20 protein-coding genes are annotated in these 22655 nt (G+C 71.9%); 2 read left to right on the forward strand and 18 right to left on the reverse strand.

Annotated features, from left to right (window positions below):
• Positions 1 to 145: 145 nt before the first annotated feature.
• Positions 146 to 970 (forward strand): FadR/GntR family transcriptional regulator, encoded by an 825-nt coding sequence (locus ACN27F_RS17145; protein ID WP_421434545.1) that lies wholly within the window; start codon positions 146 to 148, stop codon positions 968 to 970.
• Here ACN27F_RS17145 and ACN27F_RS17150 read toward each other — a convergent pair.
• The 14 genes from ACN27F_RS17150 to ACN27F_RS17215 all read right to left on the reverse strand — a co-directional run bounded on the left by ACN27F_RS17150 (position 922) and on the right by ACN27F_RS17215 (position 18182).
• Positions 922 to 1974 (reverse strand): FecCD family ABC transporter permease, encoded by a 1053-nt coding sequence (locus tag ACN27F_RS17150; protein WP_421434547.1) that lies wholly within the window; start codon positions 1972 to 1974, stop codon positions 922 to 924. The genes ACN27F_RS17145 and ACN27F_RS17150 overlap by 49 nt on opposite strands.
• A gap of 5 nt (positions 1975 to 1979) precedes the next feature.
• Complete coding sequence (locus ACN27F_RS17155) at positions 1980 to 3083, reverse strand: FecCD family ABC transporter permease (RefSeq protein WP_421434549.1); 1104 nt, start codon at positions 3081 to 3083, stop codon at positions 1980 to 1982.
• Positions 3080 to 3865, reverse strand: a complete 786-nt coding sequence (locus ACN27F_RS17160) for a hypothetical protein (RefSeq protein WP_421434550.1) — start codon at positions 3863 to 3865, stop codon at positions 3080 to 3082. The genes ACN27F_RS17155 and ACN27F_RS17160 overlap by 4 nt, the downstream gene beginning before the upstream one ends.
• On the reverse strand, positions 3862 to 4791 hold the full coding sequence (locus ACN27F_RS17165) for a hypothetical protein (protein WP_421434552.1): 930 nt from the start codon (positions 4789 to 4791) through the stop codon (positions 3862 to 3864). The genes ACN27F_RS17160 and ACN27F_RS17165 overlap by 4 nt, the downstream gene beginning before the upstream one ends.
• The gene (locus ACN27F_RS17170; RefSeq protein WP_421434554.1) at positions 4788 to 5792 is read right to left on the reverse strand and encodes an ABC transporter substrate-binding protein; all 1005 of its coding nucleotides are present in this window, start codon (positions 5790 to 5792) and stop codon (positions 4788 to 4790) included. Before ACN27F_RS17170 ends, ACN27F_RS17165 begins: the two co-directional genes overlap by 4 nt.
• A 2-nt stretch (positions 5793 to 5794) precedes the next feature.
• On the reverse strand, positions 5795 to 6925 hold the full coding sequence (locus ACN27F_RS17175) for a WxL protein peptidoglycan domain-containing protein (RefSeq protein ID WP_421434556.1): 1131 nt from the start codon (positions 6923 to 6925) through the stop codon (positions 5795 to 5797).
• A gap of 40 nt (positions 6926 to 6965) precedes the next feature.
• The gene (locus ACN27F_RS17180; RefSeq protein ID WP_421434558.1) at positions 6966 to 9005 is read right to left on the reverse strand and encodes a YncE family protein; all 2040 of its coding nucleotides are present in this window, start codon (positions 9003 to 9005) and stop codon (positions 6966 to 6968) included.
• Between the two features lie 142 nt (positions 9006 to 9147).
• On the reverse strand, positions 9148 to 9996 hold the full coding sequence (locus tag ACN27F_RS17185; RefSeq protein ID WP_421434560.1) for a glycoside hydrolase family 16 protein: 849 nt from the start codon (positions 9994 to 9996) through the stop codon (positions 9148 to 9150).
• On the reverse strand, positions 9993 to 10370 hold the full coding sequence (locus tag ACN27F_RS17190; RefSeq protein WP_421434562.1) for a hypothetical protein: 378 nt from the start codon (positions 10368 to 10370) through the stop codon (positions 9993 to 9995). Before ACN27F_RS17190 ends, ACN27F_RS17185 begins: the two co-directional genes overlap by 4 nt.
• Entirely contained in the window at positions 10370 to 12673 is a 2304-nt protein-coding gene (locus ACN27F_RS17195) for a hypothetical protein (RefSeq protein ID WP_421434564.1), read from the reverse strand. Before ACN27F_RS17195 ends, ACN27F_RS17190 begins: the two co-directional genes overlap by 1 nt.
• Positions 12670 to 15090 (reverse strand): glycosyltransferase family 2 protein, encoded by a 2421-nt coding sequence (locus ACN27F_RS17200; RefSeq protein ID WP_421434565.1) that lies wholly within the window; start codon positions 15088 to 15090, stop codon positions 12670 to 12672. Before ACN27F_RS17200 ends, ACN27F_RS17195 begins: the two co-directional genes overlap by 4 nt.
• The gene (locus tag ACN27F_RS17205) at positions 15080 to 16003 is read right to left on the reverse strand and encodes a glycosyltransferase family 2 protein (protein ID WP_421434567.1); all 924 of its coding nucleotides are present in this window, start codon (positions 16001 to 16003) and stop codon (positions 15080 to 15082) included. The genes ACN27F_RS17200 and ACN27F_RS17205 overlap by 11 nt, the downstream gene beginning before the upstream one ends.
• A complete protein-coding gene (locus ACN27F_RS17210) occupies positions 16000 to 17325 on the reverse strand; it encodes a lipopolysaccharide biosynthesis protein (protein WP_421434569.1) in 1326 nt (441 codons plus the stop codon). The genes ACN27F_RS17205 and ACN27F_RS17210 overlap by 4 nt, the downstream gene beginning before the upstream one ends.
• Positions 17326 to 17327: 2 nt before the next feature.
• On the reverse strand, positions 17328 to 18182 hold the full coding sequence (locus tag ACN27F_RS17215; RefSeq protein WP_421434571.1) for a glycosyltransferase family 2 protein: 855 nt from the start codon (positions 18180 to 18182) through the stop codon (positions 17328 to 17330).
• A 394-nt stretch (positions 18183 to 18576) separates the two neighbouring features.
• On the opposite strand from ACN27F_RS17215, the gene ACN27F_RS17220 reads away from it, so the two are divergent.
• Entirely contained in the window at positions 18577 to 19041 is a 465-nt protein-coding gene (locus ACN27F_RS17220) for a DoxX family protein (protein ID WP_421434572.1), read from the forward strand.
• 50 nt (positions 19042 to 19091) lie between these two features.
• Here the strand turns inward: ACN27F_RS17220 and ACN27F_RS17225 are convergent, their stop codons facing one another.
• The 4 genes from ACN27F_RS17225 to ACN27F_RS17240 are packed head-to-tail and all read right to left on the reverse strand — an operon-like array spanning position 19092 to position 22638.
• Entirely contained in the window at positions 19092 to 19778 is a 687-nt protein-coding gene (locus ACN27F_RS17225) for a VOC family protein (RefSeq protein WP_421434574.1), read from the reverse strand.
• 58 nt (positions 19779 to 19836) lie between these two features.
• On the reverse strand, positions 19837 to 21261 hold the full coding sequence (locus ACN27F_RS17230) for an ABC transporter ATP-binding protein (RefSeq protein ID WP_421434576.1): 1425 nt from the start codon (positions 21259 to 21261) through the stop codon (positions 19837 to 19839).
• The gene (locus ACN27F_RS17235) at positions 21258 to 21992 is read right to left on the reverse strand and encodes an energy-coupling factor transporter transmembrane component T (RefSeq protein WP_421434578.1); all 735 of its coding nucleotides are present in this window, start codon (positions 21990 to 21992) and stop codon (positions 21258 to 21260) included. Before ACN27F_RS17235 ends, ACN27F_RS17230 begins: the two co-directional genes overlap by 4 nt.
• Complete coding sequence (locus ACN27F_RS17240; protein WP_421434579.1) at positions 21985 to 22638, reverse strand: MptD family putative ECF transporter S component; 654 nt, start codon at positions 22636 to 22638, stop codon at positions 21985 to 21987. The genes ACN27F_RS17235 and ACN27F_RS17240 overlap by 8 nt, the downstream gene beginning before the upstream one ends.
• Positions 22639 to 22655: the final 17 nt, after the last annotated feature.

Genomic DNA, 22655 nt, shown 5'->3' on the forward strand with positions numbered 1-22655 from the left:
CACGGCGAACAGTCCTCCACCACGACACGACCGATCCGGCCGACGCCCTTCGGCGGATCGGTCCCTGGGCCATTCGGCCTACCAGATCGCGTAACGTTTGTGCAATGGACCTGCAGTGTGGTCGGGCGTGCCAGGTGGGGCGCCGATGACCAAGGGATCGCGTTCGCAGATGGTCGCCGAGTGGATGCGCCAGCAGATCAGGGACGGTGCCTGGCCGTTGAACACGCGCATCCCGACAGAGACGGAGCTCGCCAATCTCCTCGGCGTCGGGCGCAGCACCGTCCGGGAGGCGACCCGGTCGATCGCCGACACCGGCATGCTGGAAAGCGGTGCCGGCCGGGGAACGTTCGTCCGTGCCCGGAGCCCGGTCAACGCGGTCCTCACCGACCACCTGGTTCACCAACCGATCCGCCAGGTGCTCGGGCTCCGGCGGGCGATCGAGGTCGAGGCGGCCGGGCTTGCCGCCCGCCACCGCAGCCCGGACGACATCGAGCGGCTGCGCCGATCGCTCGACGCGGCCCCCCGCCGCGATCCAGAGCCCGGTGCGGACCGGCCGGATGCCACGGGCGCACTCGTCCTGCCCTCACCCGGCTCGTTCCACGCCGACATCTTCGACGCCGCCGGCAACCCGTTGCTAGCCGAGTTCTACCAGTGCGCGGTCGCGGCCCTGCGCAACGGGGTCAGCCGTGGAGTGCTGATCCCCGGCACCGCCGCCGAACGGTTGGCGGACCACCAGCGCATCCTCGAAGCGATCATCGCCGGCGACGTCGAGGGTGCCCGGGCCGCCGCGGCCGACCACGCCGATCGCGACTTCGTCTTCGCCAGCCCCGGCTCCCCGGACCCGGTGTCGGTGGAATCCGCTACGGCCCCCAACGACGGACACTCAGACGACGGACACCCGGACGGTGCACGGCGACAGCCTCAGGTCGGGCGGCGACGCACGTCCCGGGCCAGCAGCCAGACAAGGTAGAGCCCGCCCAGCGAGCCGGTCACCACCCCGACCGGCAACTGGACCGGTGCGAACAGCCGCTGGGCCAGCTGATCGCAGACGATGACCAACAAGGCGCCCATCACCATCGCCCCGCCGATGCCCGGTCCCGCCGGCCTCGTCAGCCGCCGAGCCAGCTGCGGCGCGGCGAGCGCTACGAAGGCGATCGGTCCGGCAGCCGCGGTGGCCAGCGACACCAGACCGACCCCGACCGCGACCGCGACCGCCCGGACCCGCTGCGGCGGCACACCGAGACCGGCGCTGACATCGTCACCGAGCATGGCCGCCGCGAGCCGCCGGGACAGCGCGGCGGCCAGCACCGCGAGCAGACCTGCCGCACCGCCCGCTACCGAGACGGTCGCCCAGGACATCCCGTTGAGCGAACCGGCGAGCCATTGCGCGGCGGTCTGCGCCGCAGTGAGCGACGACCTCACCAGCAGCAGCGAGTTGACCGCGGACAGCACCGCGCCGACGCCGACGCCGACGAGGACCAACTGGTGTCCCGCGACGCCGCCGCCACGCCGGCGCGACAGCACGTACACCACGGCGGCCGTGGCGAATCCGCCGGCCAGTGCCCCGAGCGCGACCTGCGCGGGCGTGCCGCCGAACAGAACGATGCTCACCAGTGCGCCGCTCGCCGCACCGGCGGTGAACCCGATGATGTCCGGACTGCCCAGTGGGTTGCCCGACACACTCTGGAAGATAGCGCCGGAGGCCCCGAGCGAGCCCCCGACGACGACCGCCGCCAGCGCCCGCGGCAGCCGCAGGTCCCGGACGAATACCACGGCCAACGCGTCGTCGCCGGTGCCGAGCAGCGCGGCCAGCGACCCACCCGGGGTCGCCGGATAGTCGCCGAACAGCACCGCGAATCCGGCGGCGCCGGCGACCACCGCGCCCAGCACCGCGACCACCGCGGCTGGACGACGGGCCACCAGCACGGCGACCGGGCCGAGCCGCCAGTGCAGGTACCGGCTGTGGATGGACATGGTCGTCAGGCCGCCTTGGACCAGGTCCGGCGTACCACGGCGACGAAGATCGGGCCGCCGAGGATCGCGGTGACGATGCCCACCTGGACCTCGGCCCCGGCGGCGAGCCTGCGCCCCAGCACGTCGGCAAGCAGGAGCAGGGCCGGGCCGTACAGTGCGGCGGCCAGGTTCACCCAGCGTTGGTCCTGACCGACCAGGGCACGGGCCAGCAGCGGCACGCCGAGGCCGACGAACCCGATCGGCCCGACGGCCGCGGTCGCCGCTCCGCACAGCAGGACCACGGCTACCATCGTCGCGGCCACCGTCGAGCGCAGCCGTACGCCCAGCGCCCGGCCGGTCTCCTCGCCCAGCGCGAGCGCGTTGAGCGACGGTGCGACCGCCGTGGCCACGATCAGGCCCACGGCCACGAACGGTACGACGGCGGCGAGGACGTCCCATCGCCGGCCTTCCAGGGACCCCGCCGCCCAGAAGCGGAACTCGTTGAAGGCTGTCTGGTCGGTCAGGATGACGGTCTGGACCAGGGAGGTGGCCGCGGCGCTGACCGCGATCCCGCCGAGCGCGAGCCGGGCGGGTGTCGCGGCCGGGCCGGGTGCCGATCCCAGCAGGTACACCACGAGCGACGCGACCGCGGCGCCGGCGAAGGCGAACCAGAGGTAGAACCAGATCCCGACGAAGCCGGCGAGCGCCACCGCGGCGACGACCGCGAGTCCCGCCCCCGCGCTGACGCCGAGGATGCCAGGATCCGCCAGCGGGTTGCGGGTCAACGACTGCATCGCCGCGCCGGCGACGGCGAGCGCCACCCCGACGGTGATCGCCAGCAAGGTGCGTGGGATCCGCTGGCCACGGACGATCGTCACCGCGAGCGAGTCGTCCGGGCGGACCAGGGCGTCCCACACCTGCCCGGGTGGAATCCAGCGTGATCCCACCGCCAGGCTGGCGACGACTCCTACCAGCAGCAGCATGACCGCCACCAGCAACACGAGCGCCCGGCGCAGGCCGGCTCGGCGGACGACGGACGACGCTGGCCGATCGACGCGTGCTGCCGGCGACACCGCCGGGGCACCGTCGGCCGGCGGATCGGGGGCGACCGTACCCCGGTCGCGGATCATCCGGGGTCGGGCCGCGAACGACGGCGGACCAGGTGCGCGACGACGCCACCGACCGCCGCCAGCAACGCGACGCCCAGGATCGCCCAGAGTAGGGCGTTGCCGTCCAGGCCACCGTCGGTGGCGACCCGGACCACCGCCACCCCGCTCGCGGTGGCCGTTGGCTGCCCGCCAGGTTGCGCGGTCGGTGTCCCGCCGGCCGCGGGTGAGCCGCCGGTCGCGGGTGAGCCGCCGGAATCCGGGCCGGGCGTTGCGCCGGCCGCGACGACGGCGAAGTCCGAGCCACCCCGCAGGGTGTATCCCCTGGTGCCCACGGTGCCGTTGGCATCGGTGAACTGCTCGGTGGCGAGATAGCGCAGCCAGTGGGCCCCGTGCGTCAGATCGGCCGGGATCGGCAGGCTGCCGGACGCGGTACCGTCCGCCGCGATCTGCTGGATGTGGACCACGCATGCACCGTGCACCGCGGCCTCACCGCAGTAGTCCCCGTCGTCAATCTTGATGTGCACCGACTCCCCCGGCGGGAAGCCGCTGACCTTCCACGAAATCGACGTCCCCGGCACGACGTCGCGAGGGGCCACCGAGGACGCCGTACCCGGTGTGTCCGGCGAGGCACCGCCGGGCGGCACCGCCGAGGACGGCGTCGCGGCCACGATGCCGACGACCGTGCCGGCCAGGGCGGCCACCAGCCCCCGACGGGTACGGCGGGACCAGCTCGCGCTCGCCCGGCATCGCCGTCCGGCTCGCCGTACCCGGGCGTCGTCACGGGCCGCGACCGCGCCGGTCACACCGCTGCCCCCCGACCGATCCGACGGGGCCGGCGGGTGCACATCAGCGCGACGCAACCGCTGAGGATGAACAGTCCGCCCAGCAGGCTGGCGCGGTACGCGTCGATGCCGGTGGTGGGCAGGTCGCCGTCATCGCCGGAGCCCGGGGTCGGGCTGCTGCTCGGGGTGGGCGAACCGCCGGGGGAGCCGGCGGCGGTGACGGTGAACGAGTCCGTCTCGACCGACCGGATGTTGTCGCCCGCCTTGAGCGAGCCGGACAGCAGCCGCAACGTGTACGAACCGGTGGTGAATTCCGGCGTCGAGTTGCTCGCGGTGGGCAGCTGGATGTTGACGTCGAAGGTTCCGTCGGCACCGGCCTCGACCACCTGCCAGACCGTGAGGTTAGCGTTCGGACCCTGCCCCGGCAGGTGGCTGTAGGCCCCGTCGTCGATCTTCACGGCGATGATGGAGCCGCCGTCGGTCGGGTGGCACCAGCCGGTCCCCTGCAGCCGGAGGGTGCCGCCGATGACCGCGGAGCCGGCCACCTCGAAGGTCGCCGCCGAGTCGCTGGGGCACTGCGCCGGTTGGGCCAGCGCACTGATGCGGGTGGCTGCGGTGGCGGCCGCAGCCGCCGGCTGTGGGCTGGGCAGACCATTCGGCACCGGGTCGGCGGCGACGGTCGGGCTCGGCCGCACCGGGACCACGGTGTCCGGGGTCGCGGTGTCCGGGGTCGCGGACACCGTCGGCGTGGCCGGCGTCGTCGGCGTGCCCGTGGTCAGGGTCGCGACCGGCGTGGGAGATGCGGTGAGCACGTCGGTGGCCCCGTCCTCGGCGGCGGCCGGTAGGCCGACGACCGCCACGGCGGCTATCACGGACGCGGTGAACGTCAGCCAGCCGGCGGCCCGGGAGCGGTGCTCCAGCAGTGCAGTGTTCCGATATCGTGTCATTGTCCAATCAACGCCTTTTCCACGTCGTCGACGATCCGATTCATCAACAGCGGTCCACCGGTCGACGTCCACACCGAACCGTCCACCAGCACGATGCGCTCGGCCTGGTACGCCGCGAGCTCGCTGAACCCGGGCACCGCCCGGGCGGCGTCGAGGGCCCGGCGGGCGGCGTCGACGCCGGCCCCACCCCCCGCGTCGGGATTGCCCACCGAGGAACCGCCGAGCGTGCCGAAGAACATCCAGTCCGCATCGATCTGCGCCAGGTTCTCCAGCGACACCGGCTCACTGTGACCGCGGCCGGTCCGGTCCTGGGCGGGTGGGCGCCGCAGGCCGAGATCGGTCAGGGCCAGCCCGGCCGGCAGTTCCTTGAGGATCAACGAGGCCGACGATCCCTGCCAGCGCACGATCGAGTACGTCTCGTCGAGGCGCTCGTCCAGCTGACCGTGGACATCGGCCACCCGCGCCTCGTACGCCTCGATCACCTCCTGCCCCCGCTCCGCCAGGTTGAGCGCCTCGGCCACGTAGCCGAAGGTCACCCGCCAGTCCCCGCCCGCATACCCCGCGTACACGGTCGGGGCGATCTTGCGCAGCAGCTCGATCGCCGGCGGGTTGTTGTTGATCGATGTCCCGTCGACCAGGATGAGGTCCGGCGCGGCCCGGCCGATGGCCTCGAAATTGGGCTGCGCGACGCTGCCGAGCAGCGGGATGCTCGCCGCCTGGTCAGCGAGATAGTTTGGCACGTCGGACTGGCCGCGTCCGGTCGTGGTGCCGATCGGCGTCACCCCCAACGCGAGGGCACCGTCCAAGGTAGGCTCGCTCAGAGTCACTACCCGGCGTGGTCGTTGCGGTACCTCGACCTCGGTCCCTTCGATGTCGACGACCACCCGGGTCGCCGCGGACGCGGTGCCTTGGCCACCACCGCCGTCGCCGCAGGCGCCCACCGCCGCGACGGCGAGCAGGCCGAGCGCCACCAGCCACCGGTTACGCCGGTCAAGGGCCATCGCTAGCCCTCCCGTCGCAGCGTGACCGGGTCGGACCCGCCACCGCCGGTCCGATCCGCCCCGTCCCCGGCCGGAGAGTCCTCGGCGGCCGGGCTCTCGGCAGGGGAGTTTTCGGCCTCCCGGCGGCCGTCGGCGCGGGCCTGGGCGAGCGCGGCGGCCATCCGGCGTCGCCGCCGCCCCCGGGTCAGCGCGCCGGCGGTGACGGCGGCGACGATGACGAGCAGCGCCAGGGTCCAGAACCATGGCATCGCCCAGGTGCGTTCGCGGGCTTGACCGTCGGGTAGCGGGACCGGCACCTCGTCCGCGCCGACCGTACGTGGAACGACCTGGGCGGTGGTGGTCAGCATCACCAGCGCCGGTACCTCCTCGACGGTCAGCTCGACCCGGAACGTGGCACCGGGCAGCAGTTCGGGCACCTGGCCGAGATCGAAGGTGCGCGACCAGATGCCGAACGGCGCGCGCAGTTCGACCGTGGTCGAGCCTTGCAGCCGCACGTTGCCGGCGTTGACGACGTCGTACGAGATGTGCATCGTGCCCTTGCCGTCGCTGCTCCAGCCACCGACGAAATCGGCGTCCGGATCGCTCGGCACGAGTGCGGGCGTCAGGTCACCGGCGACCCGCAGGTGTACCCGGGCGCCGACCCGCCGTTCCACGTTCAGCTCGTCGGTGCCGGCTCCGGTGACCGCCGCGACGATCCCGGCCGGGTGGTCACCCGGGGTCGCGTCCGCCGGCACCCGGAGGGTGAACGCCACGGTCCGCCGCTGATCCGGCGCGAGATCGATCGTCGACCGGGCGAGTTCGATCCACGAGCCCGCGTCGCGCGGTCGCTCGCTGGCCGGCAGCAGGTCGAACAGACCGGCCGAGGTGGTGATGCCGTCGCTGGCGTACAGCCGGAAGGAGACCTCGTGATCGCTGAGGTTCGTGACCGTCACGTGATCGGTCACCGAGTCGCCCGGCTCCAGTTCGTACCTGAAGGAAACCCGGCTGTCCGGACCGTCCGCGTCGGAAGGCTGGACCGCCCAGGTCACGGTGCCGGCCGGCTGCGCCGCCGCCGGGGTGGCGGCGGCCACCGGCAGCACCGCGGCAAGCAGCGCGGCAGCCACCGCGGACAGGGCGCGCCGGATAGGTCGCATGCCCCGTCCACGGTGGCTGTCGCGTGAATCGCTGGTCACGTCAGTCGGTGGGGAACAACGAAACGGTCAGGGTGGCCTGGTATCCGCCCGGTTCAGTGCCCAGCGGCAGACCCAGTTCGAGGTCGGCTCCGACTCCGGTGACCCCGACCCGGCCGGCGTTGTCGGCGGTCGCCATGGTCGCGGCCACGCCGAGACCCGGTCCGCCGTCGAGTGCGCCCGCCACCGAGGGTCCGGCCACCACGCCGTCGCGCGGCGTCAGCAGCTGTGGCGTCCAGCCGAGGTGCTCGGCGCCGAACTCGCCGCTGTCGGAGACGAACGGGCCGCTCTGCGCGGACAGCGCCCAGCCACCGCCGGCGGCTGCCGCCGTGGACCGGGCGTCGGTCACCGTCACGACCGGGAGGTCCCCGGTGAACCGCAACCGGCCAAGAGCCTCCTGCCGCTGCAGGGTGACAGCGGCACCGGGATCGATGGTCAGGGTGAGTGGGCCGCTGAGCCCATCGGGCACGGTCGCGTTGATGGTGATGCCGCCCTCGGAGCCGCCCGGCTCACCTGGTTCGCCCGGGTCCGGCACGGCGGTCGGGGTGATCCGGATGATCGAGTCGACCGGCCGGCCGCCGAAGGTGGCCCGGTCCACCACGTACGCCGACCCGTCGACGACCGTCAGGTGGTTGGGGTGTACGGCGGTGTCGGTCACCGTGTACACGACGGTGTTCGTCGCCGTGTCGATGATGCTGATCGTGTGGGCGAAGAAGTTCGCCACGTACAGCAGCCCGGTGCTCGGGTCGGGTGCCACCGCGAGGGCGCCGCTGCCCGTCGGGATCGAGGTCACGTGGTCGTAGCTGGTGGCGTCCAGCACGGTGACGTCGGCCGAGTCCTGGTTGACGGCGTAGACGCGGTTGCGCTGCGGGTAGATCGCGACGTCGGAGGAGCGGACCGCGTCCGGCAGGTCGTAGTGCGCCACCGCGCGGCTGCCGGTGTCGATCACGGCGAGTTTGGCGGTGTCCAGCGTCGAGGTGTAGAGCTTGCCGGCGGCGGGGTCGAGGTCCAGCCCCATCGGCTGACCGTCGACGGGGATGTCCGGGCCGCGTTCGAAGGTCACCGCGTCGAAGGTGGCGATGTACTTGCCGTTGACGGCGGTGACGTAGACGATTCCGGCGGCCTCGTCGACCTCGACCGACCGGCCGTGGTTGACGTCGTCGAAGGACCGCAGGTGCTCGCCGGTGTCCTGGTCGTAGACCGCGACCCGGTTGAGCCGGGTGGATGTCGTCCAGACGGTGTTGCGGGTGTCGTCGACGGCCAGACCGAAGACGGCCTCCACCGTGGACGTCGGCTCGTCCCACGGTACCCAGTAGGAGGAAATGATCTCCAACGTCTCCGGATCGACCTTGTGCAGGCGCGACGTGGTCACCGGCGGCGCGCCGGCCTGGGTCACCCACAACACGTCGTTACGCGCGGAGTAGGCGATCTGGTACTGACCTTCGCCGAGGTCGAACCGTTCCACGTCGAACTCCCACGTGCCCGGTTCGCCGGGTTCACCCGGTTCACCGGGCTCACCGGGCTCACCGTCGGCGACCACGGTGAACTCGGCGCCCAGCGAGCGGGGCGCGTCGCCGGTCAGCAGGCTGCCGGTGAGCAGCCGTACGCTGTGCTGTTCACCGGCGGCCCAGGACGCGTCTGAGTTGTCCAGGTCCGGGAACTCCAGCTCGATGCTCCACGACCCGCTCGCGTCGGCCTGGGCGATCGCGTAGATCGTCTTGTTGGCCTGCACGGCACCGGTCACCGGATGGACCACGTCCCGGGTGGTGGAAACGGCACCGTCGTCGAGCTTGACCGCGATGATCGAACCCTGCGTCCCGTCCACGGACGTCCAGCCGTTACCGGAAACCACAATGGAGTCACCGACCACGACCTCGTCGGGCACCGAATAGGTGACGGTCGGGTCGGTCGGGCTGGTGTATTCGGTGGCGGCGGCCGGACCGGCACCGGCTGTCACCGCGATCAAGCTGGCCACCAGGACGGCGCTGGCCCCTGTCGCGAGCGTGCCGCGGCTGCGATCCCACGGCGATCTGGATGTAGTCACAGGAGGAGTCCTCTACTTCCGGTCGGCGTCGCCGCCGATCACCGGAGGCAACTTAGGCCAGGCTAACCATTGTCTGATGTTCGAGCAAGATTCTGTGGCCCGGCCGGCGGCAGGCCACCGACAAACCGCTCCGACCTGCTGATCAGCGGCGTGCATAGACCGCGACCCAGTCCACGACGATCTCCGCATAATCGGGCGTTCCCACCCTCGGGCAGGCAGCGAGCCCGTACTCACGGCTACGCTCGCAGCCACCCGACTGGGCCTGTAACGCCAACCACATCGGCTCGTCCGGCACCTCGGCCGACTCGATGGTGGCCCAGATCTCGCCGTCGAGCAGGTAGCGAACCTGCCCGGGCTGCCACTCGACGCCGACCGTGTGCCACTGGGTGAAGTCGACACCGGTCAGATCCCGCCGCGCCTTCTGCCGTCCCGCCTCGGACCGGTAGTGCAGAAACGCGGACAGGCCCGTCCGCGGTCCGCCGAAGTCCTCGGCGAAGTCGATCTCCGGCGGCCATCGGTCGCTCCTCGGCCACAACAGGAAGTGGTACGTGACCTCGTCACTGGGGTCGGCCCGGAAGCGCACCTCCCACCGCCCGTACACCTGGCTGACCGGCCAGTTCGAGACCCCACCGGTGGTCCAGGTACCGTCGCGTCGGTAGCCCTGCAGCACCAGCGTCCCGGCACGCACGCCGACGTGGTCGGGGTGCCAGGTCGAATAGGTATCCCCGCCAGGGCTCCCGGAGTAGGCCGTGAAGTCCGTCCCCAGCTCCTGGCGGCCGAAGTCGTCGGTGAAGACCAGCTTCCAGCCGGGCAGATCGTCACCCGGTGGTGGCTCGCCCGACACGCTCGCCCAGTCCCGCGCGGGCGAACCGAACCGATCGACCACCGCCCACCCGGCCGCGGTCAGCAGGGCGGCGACCGTGAGCACCACGGTGACCGTCGCGGCCACGGCGCGACGGCGGCGCGGACCACGCCGGGCACCGGCCGTCATCGGACCGTACCGTCGCCGACCACGGCGGTGTCCGGTGCCCCGGCCGGTGACGGGGACGCCGGCCCGGCCGGAGCCGCCGGCGGTGAATCGGCCAGTACCGCGAACCGCACCAGGGTCAGCACCATCAGGACCGTGACCGCCAACGCCAGTAGCACCGCCGTGCCGGCGCGGGTCAGCCGGAGCAACGCCGCCGGAACCGCCCGCGTCGGGGCATCCGACGCGTCCCGGTCGGCGCCGACGACGACCGGATCCACCGTCGCCGTGTCCCCGAGCCAGCGCTCGCGCAGCGCCGACACCAGCACGCACAGCGCGACGACGACCGCGACCAGCACCGCGAACACCGGTGACGGCAGCAGGTGCTCGATGTTCTCCATCAGCCCGCACCCCCCGCCGTTGGTCCGTCCGGCCCGGCGTCCGGGGTGGCCGCCGCGACCCGTTCCAGTACGGTCACCTCCGCAGATCTCGTGACCACCCGGTATCCGTCCGTCGAGAGCAGTACGTCGATGATCTGTCCGGTCCACCCGACGGCGAGACCGGAGCGCAGCCGTCCCGCCGCCTCCTGCCCGCCGGTGACGTAGACGTAGTCCGGGCCGCTGGAGCCGTCCGGGCCGACCTGCTCCAGCAGGCAGTCACGGACCGGGGTGCGGCAGCCGGGCAGCGGCATCGGGACCGTGTCCAGCTGCCCGAATCCGCCCAGTGGCAGTGGCCCGACCGCCTCCACGGTGCCGACGGTCGCCCCGGCGGGAGCCGAGGCGATTAACGCCCGCGCCTGTGCCACCTGCTCGGCGGACACCCGCTCGAACGACACGTTGAGCCCACGGGTCAGGGTCAGCATCACGAAGGCCGCCATCAGCGTCACCAGCACGGCGCCGAACCGCAGCGCGCCCGCGAACACCGGTGCCCGGCGCGACGGCAGCGGACGCAGAACCGCCTGCCCGACCCGGGCCAGGCCCACGGCGGCCAGCGGCGCGAGCAGCGGACTGGCGTACAGGGCGCAACGGATGATCACCTCGCCGCCGTACGACTGCACCAGCAGCAACCCGGCCGGGGCGGCGGCGAGACCGGCCGCCAGCGCCGCTATCCGCCGCCGGCGGATCAGCCACCAGCCGACCAGCCCACCGAGCCCGAGCAGCCCGGTCCAGGCGATCCGGGTGAACTGCATCTGCTGGTAGAGCGGATCCCCGACGATGCGCTCACCGACCCCGCTGGACACCGTCGACCCGAGCCGACCCAGGTCGCCGAGCAGGTCCACCAGGTGCCCGGTCCAGAACCCGGTGGCCCCGTACGAAAACCAGCCGACGAACATCGCCGCCGCGCTCAACCACAACGTCCGCATCCGGGTGCCACCGGCCAGGACGAACCACAGCAGCGCGACGACCAGGGTGATCGGGGTCAGTTGGTGGGTGACCACCAGTGCCGCGATGACGAGGGTGAGCGCAATCTCCAGACAGACCATCCGGACACCGCTGAGCCGGGTCCCGGCCCCACCCGGCCGGCCGGGGATCCGGTGCACCGCCCGCAGCCAGGCCAGCCACCGCCCGCCGGGCAGGGCCGGTACGTCGGCCGCGTCGAACGCCCACAGCAGGACCGCGAGCACCCCGGTGTAGAGCACGAAGCCCGTGGCCTGGGCCGAGAAGTAGTCCTGTTGGTACCAGTTGAAGACAAGGTAGAGCACCACCCCGAGCCAGGCCGACCGGGCGCTGCCGGTCACCGACCGCCCGATCAGCCACAGGGCCGGCAACGCCAGCACGAGAAAGGCGACCGGCGCCGCCAGGGTGAACGCGCTGGCGTCGGGCAGGCCGGCCACGTCCACCAGATACGCCGAGCCGGCGAGGAAGCCCGGCCAGCTGAACCGGGCGTCGGCACCGGTGGCCAGTTCCCCGGTACGGCTGACGAAGTCGATGAAGCCGACATGGACCCAGACCGTGCTGTAGCCGGCGGCCCCGTCCGCGACAGCGACCAGCAGATAGCCGCAGACCGCCGTGGCGACGCAGGCCACGGCGAGCAGGACGTGATCGACCACCGGACGCAGCAGCGCCCAGGCGAGCACGCCGGCGAGCACGCCGAGAGCCAGCCAGTAGCTGACCGGGGCGACCGCGACCAGCCCCGACGCGCCGGCGGTCGCCGCGTCGGTCTGTCGGGTCGCCCACCACCACAGGCACAGCGCCACGCCGACCGCCGCCAGACCGGCCCACCGCGCCGCCCGACCGCCGCGGCGCGGCAGGTCCGGCTGATCCGGCGGGCCCGGCAGGTTCGGTTGCCTCGACTGGATGGCCGCGACCGCTGCCGGGGTGGCCAACAGTCCGATCGCGGCGATGACCGTCACCACGGTCGCCGGATCCCATAGGCCGAGCACCGCCGAAGCGGCGGCTGCGAGCAGGGACGCCGACAGTGACAGGCAGCTGGCGATGACCACGGTGACCAGTCGGTGCGGCAGACGCAGCGCGTAACCGAGCGGCACCCCGGGCACGGTGACGAGAAAGGCGACGGTGGCGATCAGGCGGCCCGGCACCGGCAGGTCCAGCAGGGCCACGGTCGGCACCACCACCGCGAGGATGCCGGCCACCGCGACCGCTACCAGGTCGTACGCCTGTGGGTCGGCCGCTCGTGGGTCGGCCCGCCGCGGCGCGGCCACGATCTCCGAGCCGGCAACAATCTCCGAGCCGGCACCGGTCACGACCGCCACCGCGCACGGACGCGTCCCCACAGCAGCAGCCACGGCCCGGCCAGGTAGCCGGCGAACTCCGCGCAGCTCAGCGACAGTGGGAACCCCGGTGACCGGCCGGCGTACTTCGGTGACTGGGGATCGACGACCACTCGCAGCGCCTTGGGCGAGGCGCGCACGATCCGCAGCGCCGCCGACCAGCCCGAGATGAGCTGCTTGAACGCCACCGCGGTGAACCCGCTGCCGTAGCCGAACAGCTGGCTGCGCAGTGCTGCGCGGGTGTCCCGATGGAAGTGGCGCACCAGCGCGCTCGGCAGGTACAGGATGGCGTGCCCGGCGGTGAGCACCGCCCGGAACATGTCGAGATCCTCGCCGCCGCGCGTCGGGCTGCCCGCACCCAGCGCCGGATCGAAGCCGGCCAGCTCACGCAGCACCTCGGCCCGGAAGGCCATGTTGTTGCCGGATCCGTAGTTGCCGGCCACGTACGGAAACAGCGGCCCCCGGTCGCCGACCCCGGCCGAGCGGGCCAACCGTGGCGGGACCGGCCGTACCGACCACGCCTTGGCCAGGTAACCCTTGTCGAACGCGCCGTACTCTTCGAACAGCCGCTCCCAGCGGGTATCCAGCCGGGCCGGTGTGACCAGGCCGGTCACGCAGCCCACCGCAGGGTCGACGGCGAATCCCCGGACCAGTTCGGCCAACCAGTGCACGTCCGGCAGCGCGTCGTCGTCGGTGAAGGCCACGATGTCGCCGGCAGCCGCCGCCAGACCGGCGTTGCGGGCCATCGACAGCCCACGTCGGGGCTGTGCGACGACCCGCAACCGAGGATCGTCCACTTCGGCCAGGCGCGGCCGGACCCGGCCCCCGGCGGGATCGTTGTCGACGACGATGAGCTCCAGATCGCGGTACGTCTGGGCGAGGACTGCCGCGACCGCCGCCGGCAGCCGCTCCTCGGTGCCCAGGGTGCACAGCACGACCGAGACCAGCGGCTGGCCGCTGACCGGGTGCGCGTCGGGGGCCACCGCAGCGCTGCCACGCGCCAGCCGCAGCAGTTCGCCCGGGGTCGCCGCCGGTGGCACCGGCACGCCGGCCCGGTCCAGATGCGCCCGCAACGCCGGTCCCAGCCCGCTTTCGATCGCCCGTTCCAGCGCCGTCGCCGCACCGTCGGCGGCCTGTGGCACCGGCCCGACCTGCGGCACCGGCCCGGCCTGCGAGGACAGGACGACCCGGCCGACCGGACGGTCACGGAAGCGGACCAAAACGCTCGCGGCTGCCGCCGGCACGGTGAGGTCGCACTCGGCGGTGCCGGCGAGTTCCACCTCGACCACCGCCGTCGGGCGGTCTCCGGTGGCCATCGCGGACCGGTCCCGGCCGCCACGCAGGCCGGCCAGGTATCCCCCGGCCGTGGCGACCAGGCCGAGCACCGTCATCGTGGCGCGGGCCGGACCGGACAGGTCGCCCCGCGTCACGGCCACGGCGTGCCGGGCGACCGCGGCCGGCAGCGTCCGCAGCGTGTAGCGCCGTTCCGCCGACAGCGACGGGGTCCGGCCGACCGCGGCCGACAGCACCGCCTTGGACCGGCCTTCGTGGTGGCAGCGGGACAGGAAGTAGCCGATCGTGGCGCGAGTCACCGGCACGTGGTGGTCGACCGTCGGTTCGTCGAACCGGACGATCGCAGCCGGGCCGTACGCACGCCCCATCCGGATCCCCAGCTCGGTCTCCTCGCACCCGCTGGGCACGGCGGCCACCCGGCCGAGCCGCACGGAGAAGCCTCCCACCCGGTCCAGCGCGTCGCGGCGGACCGCCATGTTCGCGCCGATCGGGTTACGTACCGGCGTGCCGGCGGCACCGATCCCCCGGTAGTCGCAGCCCACCACCCAGCCGTACTCGTCGGGGAACCAGCGAGGGGCGCGGCCGTCGGCCCAGTCGGGGCACACCGCCCCACCGGCCAGCATCACGGCCGGATCGGCGAAGACCCGCCGCCACGCGGCCAGCCACCCGGGACGCGGTACGGCGTCGTCGTCCAGGAAGACCACGACCGGTGCGGTCGACGCCGCGATTCCGGTGTTGCGGGCTCCGGACAATCCCCGCTCGCCGGTGTTGGCGACCACGGTCGCGGTGGGCACGGCGGCACGCAGCAGCCGGAGCAGTTCGTCATGGTGGTCCACGACCACCACAAGTTGGTCATGGTCCGGGTCCAGTTGCCGGGTGACCGCGTCGAGGCACCGACGGATGACGGCGAGCCGCTGCGGTGTGTGCACGCACACCACCACGGCGGTCGGTCCGGCCGCTGTCAGGCCGCCCGGCGCCTCGCCCGGCGCCTCGCCCGGCGCCGAGGCCGCCGCCGAGGCCGTCTCGGTGTGGGTCTGCGACGCGGGCGGCGGCACGAGGTGGCCCGCCGCCCGGACTCCTGCGGCGCTACTCGTCATGGCACGCCTCGTGTCCGGTCCCGGCGCCGGCCGGCTGGCGCAGCACCGTGTTGAGCCGTTCGCGTACCAGCCGGGTCGCCGTGCCCACGCCGGCCAGGCCGCCGGCCCGCGCGCCGGTGCCGATCAGCTTCGGCGCGTACCGCCACGCGTAGCGCACCGCCGCCGCCGGGCCATGTCCCGCCGGCCAGATCATCCCGGCCGCGATCTGCTCCGGTACGCCGGCCACCCCGGCGGCGGCGAGGTTCTCCCGCATGATCCGGGTGGCGACGCGCCGCTGCCGGGTCGCCGCCGTCGTGCTGGTCTGTGCGCCGTCGACCCGGTACCGCAAACCGACGAACGGCAGGTTGGCGAGGTCGCCGAGCCGGCTCAGCTCACTGAACAACTTGTAGTCCTCCGCGTAGGTGTATTCGGTTCGGTACCTGGTGCGGGTGTCGTGCAGGACGGCGAGGCGCAGCAGTGCCGAGCTGTGCGCGATGCACGTGCCGAAGAGCAATCTGGCCCGGCACTGGGTCGGGGTTCGGGGCATCCGGACGCGTCCCGCCCCGGCCCCGAACAGTTCGTAGTCGGTCCCGCAGGCGACCATCCCCGGGTGCCGGTCGAGGAAGGCGACCTGCCGGGCGAGGCGCCCGGGGTCGGCCAGGTCGTCGGCGTCCATCCGGGCCAGCAGCCGGCCACGCGCCGCGTCCAGGCCGGTGTTGAGCGCGGCGACGATCCCGGACCGTGACAGGTGCAGCACCCGCAGTCTCGGGTCCGGCACCGATGCCAGGATCTCGGTGGTCCGGTCCGTCGACCCGTCGTCGACCACGAGCAACTCCAGGTCGGCGAAGGTCTGGCCCAGCACACTGCGGATCGCCGGCAGCAGGTGGGCCGCACCGTTGTGGACCGGCATGAGCACCGTCACGCGTGGGCTCATCGCGGCCCGCCAGCGCCGGTGCCCGTCGCGGTGAGCAACCGGACCTCCCGCACCAGCGGGACGGCGACCACCGCGGCGGCCGTCGCCTGCGCGGCGACCATCGCCAGTCCCACTCCGGCCAGCCCGTACGTCGGCACCAGCAGCATCGCCCCGCCGATGGTGACCATCACCATGCTGGTCTGGACTGCCACCAGCAGCCGCAACCGTCGCCGCACCTGGACGACGCCGGCGTAGGCCGCAGTGACCACGGCGAGCAGCGTCTCCCCGGCGAGCAGCAGCACCAGTGGGGTCGCGGCCGCCAGATATTCGCCACCGACCAGCCACAGCAGGACCGGACCGCCCAGGGCGAGTCCGGCCGCGCAGATCCCGGCGACCGCCGCCATCAGCCGGATCATCCGCCGGGTCAGGGCTGCCCGGGCGGCGTCCGGCGCGGACGCGTCCACGACGTACGAGGCGATCACGTTGGCCCGCAGCATCCCGGCTGCCGTGCCCAGTGCGGCGGCCAGGTTGTAGTAGGCCGAGGACTCCGGTCCCAGCTGGGACAGCACGACCAGCGGCAGGCACAGTGGGGTAAGGGTGACTACCAGCGACATGGCCAGCGACGCGCCCTGGAACGCCCAGATCTGGCGGGCCGGCGGCAGGGCCGGGGCCACGCCGTCGCTGGCGGTGAGTCCGTCCCGGAGCAGCCAGCCGACGATCCCGATGGTGATGCCGGCGGCGAGCAGCAGCCAGGTCCCGGTCATCGCGAGGTCCGACGCCGCGAACGCCAGTAGCGGCAACGGGATGATCTTGAGAACTGACAGGGAGATGTTCTTCACGGCCACCACCCGGACCCGGCGCAGGCCGGTCAGGATCGGGTCGAGCAGGGCGTACCCCGCCAGCACCACCACCAGGACGGGGAAGAGCAGGCGCTCCATGCCGTGCTGGAACAACTCGTCGCGGCCGACTCCGAAGGAGACGAATCCGAGGCCGAGGATCGCCGCCACGACGCCGGCCAGCAGGAATCCGCCGACCACGAGCCGGCGCGTCCGGTCTCCGGCCACCGGAAGGAACCGCTGGTAGCTCCCGCCCAGGGAGAGGCAGGCCAGCGAGCTGAGCATGGTCGCGGTGGAGATCGTCGCCGAGGCCCGCCCGACCTCGGCGGTCGGATAGAGCCGGCCCGCCACCACCCAGTACGCCACGCCGAGGATCCCGGTGACGATCGAGGAGGTCATCAACGTGACGGCCCGTGACTCCATGCCGGAGCGACCGAACCGCACCAGGGGCGCCGTGGTCGGGGCGACCGCCAGGGCGGACCGGCCAGGCGGCTCATCCGTCAACACGATCAGCCCGTCACGTCGAACAGTTCGTTGTCGCTGCGGGCCGGGGTGACGGGCCGTGGCACGGCCGGAGACCACATGACGGCCCGGTGGTACGAGGAGATCGCCGCCTGGGTACGGCGCCCGCGCCATTCGGTGAAGATGGTGCGCAGCACGCGCACCCCGTCCCGGTAGGCGTTGAGGTTGCTCACCCCGTGGACCCGGTTCTCCTCGAAGCTCGGCACCTCCCGTACGGCCAGCCCGGCCGCCGCGACCCGGCAGTTGATGACCGTTTCGATTTCGAACCCGTCACCCCAGCACGCGGTCGGCCCGGCCGGCAGTCGCGCCGGCAGCCGCATCATCGGCAGTACGTCGACCCAGAACGCGTTGTAGCCGTAACACAGGTCGGTGAACCTGACCCGGAACAGGATGTTGGTCAGCAGGGTCAGGGCGCGGTTTCCCACACCCCGCAACCGGGTGAGGTCGGCGCTGCCACCACCGACACAGGTCCGGCTGCCCTTGGCGAAGTCCGCCCCGGCGACGAGCGCCTCGACGAAGCGCGGGATCTCGGCGGCGTTGGCACTGCCGTCCGCGTCGAACATGACGATCACGTCGCCGGTCGCCTCCGCGAACCCGCAGACGAGCGCGTTGCCCTTGCCCTGCCGGGTCTGGCTGACCAGGCGCGCGGACGGCAACAGCCGCCGGACCGTCTCGACCGTGTCGTCGACGGAGTTGCCGTCGACCACGATCACCTCGTGGACCGGGGGCAACGTCGGTAGTACCCGTTCCAGATTGCGGGCTTCGTTCAACGCGGGGATGACGATCGTGACTCGCGGTTGGGTGGCACGGAGGTGGGCGGCACCGGGGTGGCGGGAGCTCACGACATGCTCCGTTCGTTGTCCTGACCCACAGCGGGCCGAATGTCAGACAAAGGCGAGGCTTACCTTACTAGGTGAACAGCATCTGACATACCCCGATCAGCTGGTTATCCAGCTCACCGGGCAGGTCACCCGACCGGCGGTTTGGCCCACCACGGGCAGGATGAGCCGCGCCAGTCGCAACGCCTTGCCGTAGGGGCAAAGGAGGACGGCCCCACCGGAAACGGCCACATCGCCTCCCCGGACGCCCGGCGCGCTCTCGGGCCGTTGTACGTCGGCACGCCGTTCCCCACACCGTGGCGTTGGCAGGGAAATCCCTAGGCGTTCGGTTCGTCACCACCAACCGATCGATAGTTAGGTTAGGCTCACCTAACTAAATCTTGAGATAGGGGGCCTGATGTTCTCTGGCAAGTTCTCCGGTCCGGTGTGGTCACTCTTCCGGATCATGGTCGGTTTCCTGTTCGCCTGTCATGGCGCGGCTACCGTGCTCGGCCTCTTCGGCGGGCATCGGGGCAGCGGCGAGGCCGTCGCGCTCGGCAGTTGGCCCAACTGGTGGGCCGGACTCATCCAGTTGGCGTGCGGCGTGCTCGTCCTGCTCGGCCTGGTGACCCGCCCGGCCGCGGTCCTGTGTTCCGGGTCGATGGCGTACGCGTACTTCATCACCCACCAGCCGAACAGCCTGTTGCCCATCAACAACGGTGGGGTGTCCGCAGCGCTGTACGCCTGGTCCTTCCTCGCCATAGCGGCCCTCGGAGCCGGCCCGTGGTCGATCGACGCACGGCTACGCCCACGCCACACGGCTGCCGGAAGAGCGACGCCGGAGCTGTCCGTACGTACCCGTCCACAGCCGGATGGCACGTGACGGCCGCGACAAGACGCGGCTCAGCGGGCGTGGCTCAGCGGGCGCGCGGCTCAGCCCGTGCTGGCCGGCCGCAGCGGTAGGCCGCCGATGAACGCCGGATCAAGCGGCGTCGCCAGACCCGACAGCTCGACCGATCGGATGCCGTCGCCGTCCGCCAACCGGATCCACGGATCGCCACCATCGAGAACCGTCAGCCAGGCCGCGCGCTTCGCCGCCGGCACACCGACGTGGACGGACGCGACGCCAGTGGCACCGTTCGCGTGTGCCACGCTGCCCGGACGGGCCGATGGGCGGTAGGCGGACATCGCGAACGGCAGACTCGGGTCCTGCGGCGCGGCGAGCTGCCACCGTAGGGTGCGGCCCTCCGGGGTCACCCTGCGCATGTTCAAGATCCGGCTCATCGGGACACCGGCCCGGATGAGCCGGTCACGCTCGGCACCGATGGTCTCGTCGTCCGTCTCCACCGCCAGGTCGATCCAGAGTCGCTCCCGTTCGACCCATCGCTCGACGCGGCGCCGCACCGCTCGGCCCGCGTACAGCTGAGCCATCCACAGCATCGGAAGGGACAACCGTGGCACCCGGACGAGTTCGATGAACGGACCCGTCTCGAACCAGATCAGTGCGTTCGAGCTGCGGTCCGGCCGCCGGCCATACACCACGGTGAAACCGGCCTGCTCGAACGCCCGCACCGACGCGTGGATGTCGTCGACCCGGTGCAGAATGTGGCTGCAGCGCATGTGATCTCCTACTGGACGATGATGATCGGGAATCCGACTGACGGGTACTCGCGCATCGTCAGAGCCGGGTGAGGGTCAGCTGCCGGTCCGCAGCGAGGGCCAGCAGGTCCTCGTCGTGACTGACGAGCAGGACGACAGCACCGTCACCGGCGATCTGACGGATCTGGTCCGAGATGGACTGCAGGTGACGGCGGTCAACACCCGAGCTGGGCTCGTCGAAGATCACGATCTGCCGCTCGGAAACTCGTACGGCGGCAACGACGAGGCGCTGCTGCTGGCCGCCGGACAGGGACAGCGGGTGCCGCTCCGCCAGATGTGCCAGGTCCAGCGCGGCAAGCACCGCTGCGGTGTCGGGTGGGTGCGGGGCTTCGGCGGCGGCGAGCGCGATCTCGGCCGCGACGCTGTCGGTGAACAGTTGACGTTGTACGTCCTGCATGACGATCGCGCTCGCGCGTTGTCTGGCACGCCGGCCGAGCGTTCTCCCGTCCAGCCGAACCTGACCGGCCGAGCGTTGCAACCCGGTGATGATCCGGGCGAGGGTGGACTTGCCTGCCCCGTTGACGCCGCGGATCGCGGTTACCTCGCCCGCGGCGAAGCCGGCGCGTTCGATGTCGAGGACGGTTCGTCCACCGAGTCGGCAGCGGACACCCGATAGCTCCAGAGCTGCCGCTGGGACCTCGCTCGCCAGAACCGCGTTCGAGACGCTGGCGCCGGCCGCCGGCAGGGCGGGCAGGTCTGCCGTACGTATCCGCCCGCGGAGTCCTTCCCGGGCGAGGATCTCGTCCGGCACCGCCCGGAAGTCCGCGGCGGACCATTGCGCGTCGATCGTGCCGTCCCGCATGACGACGATCCGATCGGCGAGCTGTTGAAGATAGCGCAGCCGGTGCTCGGCGACGACGATCGTGACGCCTTGGGCCTTGAGGTCGGCGAGGGTGGCGGTCAGCCGGCGCACGGCATCGACGGACAGGTTGGAGCTCGGCTCGTCGAGCAGCAGGACGCGGGGACCATGAGCTGCGGAAGCGGCGATCGCGACCTGCTGCTGTTGTCCGCCGGAAAGGCGCTGCAGACGCTGCGCGACCGGCACACCGGTGGCGAGCCCGGCGACCGCGCTGGCGACGCGTGCCCGGATGACCTCGGGCGGAAGGCCGAAGTTCTCCATCGCGAAGGCGATCTCCTCACGGACGGTGTCGGCGAAGAACTGCCGTCGGGGATGCTGCAGCACGGTGCCCGTGACCATACCGATCTCGTCCAGTTCGGCAGCCACGGTCACCAGGCCGTCGACGGCGACGGACCCGGTGAGGGTGCCTTCCTCGTGGAAGTGTGGGATGAGCCCGTTCATCAGCCGCAGTACGGTCGATTTGCCGGACCCGCTGGCTCCGCAGACGACGACGAACTCGCTGGGCGTGACGTGCAGATCCACATGGCGCAGACTTGCCGCGTCAGCGTGCGGGTAGGTCCAGGTGACGTCGTCGAGGCTGATCATGTCAGCGGTGCCAGGAACAGCAGAGTAGCGGTCACCAGAGCGGCGACGACCAGGCCGACTGCGAGGTCGGGCGGGCCGAAGCGGGGCGGATACATCGCCGTCGGGGTACGGCGGGAGCCGAGGCCGCGCAGGATCGCGGAGGCCGACAGGTCCTCACTGGCCCGCAGGCTCGTGGCGATCATCGGAACGACGAACCGCTCCATACTGAGGATGGGGTGGCGGGCGAACCCACCGGCTCCGGTGAGGCCGCGCAGCCGCATCGCGTCCAGCACCGCAGCAGCCTCGGTCGCGACGACGGGGAAGAAGCGGAGCATCACCGCCAGCGTCACAGCGATCGGCCGCGGGACCTTCGACCCACGCAGCGCGGCGCTGAGCTCGGTCGGCGAGGTCGTCGCGATCACATGCATCCCGATGCCGATCGCGACGATGAACCGGATGAGATAGGTGCAGGCCAACGACATGATCGCGGTGAAAGCGCTCACCCACCACAGCGGCAGCAGCCAGCCCAGCACCCACATCAGCCCGGCCGCGAAGGGCAGGACGATCGCACGCCGCCACGCTTTCTCCCAGACCGCGACGCCGATGCCCAACAGCAGCGCGGCCGGCACGAATCGCAGACCGCCAGGGCCCATGACGGTCGTGCTCGCCAGGACGACGAGCAGGATCTTCGTGCGCGGGTCCGGCCCCGGTGGTCGTCGGGCGGGGACCACCGGAGCCGCGACCTCACGCAAGCCCGGCCCTGGTGAAGTGTTTCTTGAGCAGAAACGCGCCGAGCAGGCCACCGAACAGCCCGCACACGACGGTCGAGGCGGTGTAGATCCCGAGCGCGGTGACCGACACGATCCGGTCGAACTCGGCGACGTACTCCGGTCCCATCGCCTGCATGCCGGGCGAGTTCAGGTACTCGGCGCGGTTGATCAGCAGCGGGATCCACGGGCCGACGTACCACAAGGAGAACACCGTGTACGCCAGGATGGCGGCCCACCGCGACCGATACTTCCCCGCCCGGACGATCGCCTCCGCGAGGAGCGCCGCGACCACCGTGACGAGGGTGCTGATCCACGGATGCCCTGTCATCAGGTACAACACGCCGACGACGACACCGAAGAGGGTCACCATACCGGCGTGCTTCACCCGGGTGAGAAAGAGCAGGTACGGAATGCCCGCGACGATGACGCTCAACGGCAGGGTCAGAAGCATCACCAACGGGTTGATGATGCCGAGCATCGCGATCGCGAAGACGATCACGAAGTAGATCACCGTGAAGATCGCCACATTGAGCAGGTCGCGAGCGGTGAACGTCAGCGACAGCCGCGGCCGGCCACGGACAGTGGTGGCCTTCGTCGGCGCGGCGGCGGGCATGGTCTCTCCGGTCATAGTCGTCGTCCCTTCGT

The sequence above is a fragment of the Solwaraspora sp. WMMB335 genome (genome assembly GCF_049179075.1).
GTDB lineage: Bacteria > Actinomycetota > Actinomycetes > Mycobacteriales > Micromonosporaceae > Micromonospora_E.